Source organism: Peribacillus sp. P4_C12 (assembly GCF_056402095.1).
This window is the reverse complement of the sequence record NZ_JBFUIB010000639.1, coordinates 1-1,854: the sequence shown is the minus strand read 5'-3', so window position 1 is coordinate 1,854 and position 1,854 is coordinate 1. Positions and strand designations below refer to the sequence as shown.

2 protein-coding genes and 1 pseudogene are annotated in these 1,854 nt (G+C 36.2%); 1 reads left to right on the top strand and 2 read right to left on the bottom strand.

Annotation, left to right across the window (positions count from 1 at the left end; all coding sequences use genetic code 11):
* Window positions 1-583, top strand: a pseudogene (locus tag AC1DUW_RS27490) (hypothetical protein); the annotation flags it as partial.
* Window positions 584-1,025: 442 nt separating this feature from the next.
* On the opposite strand, the gene AC1DUW_RS27485 reads toward AC1DUW_RS27490, so the two are convergent.
* Window positions 1,026-1,211, bottom strand: coding sequence for a hypothetical protein (locus tag AC1DUW_RS27485; RefSeq protein ID WP_053345691.1), 186 nt, complete (start codon window positions 1,209-1,211; stop codon window positions 1,026-1,028).
* The coding region (locus tag AC1DUW_RS27480; RefSeq protein WP_477644009.1) for an ATP-binding cassette domain-containing protein at window positions 1,211-1,854 on the bottom strand (644 nt) is incomplete at its 5' end. The genes AC1DUW_RS27480 and AC1DUW_RS27485, both read right to left, overlap by 1 nt.

Genomic DNA, 1,854 nt, shown 5'->3' with positions numbered 1-1,854 from the left:
TCTTTCGCCTGATAACAAGCTCCTTTATGCAAGCAATAAAGCTGACAATACGATTGACGTAATCAATGTCGCTGATCACCGGGTAGTTAAAACAATTGACGGTTTCAATGAACCAAGACAAGCAATTGTCTTTAGCCACGACGGGGACCGGGCTTATGTATTAAATCGGGATCTCTCTATTGCACGTGTGAATGTTAAGACCTTCTCCATCACGGATATAATTCAGGATGAGTCAAAAAAGTACAAGCTTAAAAGGCTAAGATCAGACAAAGTAGGGACATATTTAGCAGACCAAGAAGGAATGACCCTTTATTATTTCACAAAAGATGATTCTAGCGTCAGTAATTGCAAAGGTCAATGTAGTGAAATTTGGCCACCTTTCCATGCAGATAACATTATCTCCGCTAAAGGTTTCAACAAAAAAGAGTTTAATACTATCATAAGAGATGACGGACAAAAGCAAACAACTTATAAAGGGCATCCACTTTATTACTTTGTGAAAGATAAGCAGGCCGGTGATATAAATGGACAAGGCGTCAATAATGTCTGGTTTGTTTTAGGCAAAAAGGTTTTTGAGGAATAATTACGTTTAGTTCTGCACATATAGTTAGAAATATCTCAATAAAACCGTTCATATTTGAGCAGATGAAAAATAAAAGAAAAATAGTTTTGTTTCATAAAAAATGGTCATAAAGTATAATAAATGTCACTTTTTTATTCTAGAATTTGATTAGCGCATGTTTTCCGCAAAAAACTGCCGAGACCCCTTTTATAAAGACTGAAAAAAGCTAAACAGTATATTGCTGAACGTTTTTAATGAAGTACCGTTATACCAAACCGAATAAGCTGTTGTTTTTGAATAAAGAATGTTAATAGTGGTTTCCTATTCTTGGAGAAAACTCTAAAAAAATTCAAGCCACCTTCTAATGATAGGTGGCTTTGTTTTATTCGAATAAGGTACTGGTTTAAAATCTTCATAAAATTTTAACTTGATGGTGATAGATTCTGACGACAAAACACAGATATTATACGCTATCGCGTTTTTCACTTTTGACCCCATTAAAGAATAAATCGGCACTTACATTATAGATAAAAACAACGGAGAACGGAATCCCATATAGAAATACCAGTATAAGAGATGGAATGGCTTTACGCCGGAGCTTAAACACTTGATTTTTAAGATATTCCGTTACTAACCTAATTTCCCGCATCACAATATTCCCGGATATAGAGGCAGTACAGAAGACAATAACTTTTTAGAAACAGGATGTTTTAATCGTTCTAGTTGTTCCAAATCATCTAACCATTCAACAACCTCACCATTGTACATTACCGCTAGACGGTCTGCGATGTAATTGACTGCCTGTAAATCATGGGAAATAAAGAGATATGAAAGTTGAAACTCTTCTTTTAATTGTGCCAAAAGATTTAATATTTGTACTTGAACAAGAACATCTAAAGCACTTACAGCCTCATCGAGAACAATTAACTTTGGCTTTAAGGCAATCGCTCTTGCGATATTGATTCTTTGTAGCTGTCCTCCACTGAACTGATATGGGTATTTTCGAATATCTTCCGGGCATAACCCAACGATCTCCAAAAGCTCCTGTACTTTCTTTTTCTCTTGAACAGACGTGAGCCTTTCGTAATTTCTTAACGGCTCAGCAATGATCTCCCCTACCGTTAGTCTTGGGTTAACAGCGCTATAACAATCTTGAAAGACAACTTGCAGATTTCGCCGTAACTCCTTTAATTCTTTTGCTTTTAAACAATAAAGGCTCTTCCCCTGAAACCATACCTCTCCCTGATCCGGCTTTTCCAGTCCCAGAATAATTTTGCCCAGGGTACTCTTTC

What these genes read in the sequence shown, in the direction of transcription:
- AC1DUW_RS27485 (WP_053345691.1), bottom strand. Translation starts at nt 1,211, where the DNA reads ATGCGGGAAATTAGGTTAGTAACGGAATATCTTAAAAATCAAGTGTTT.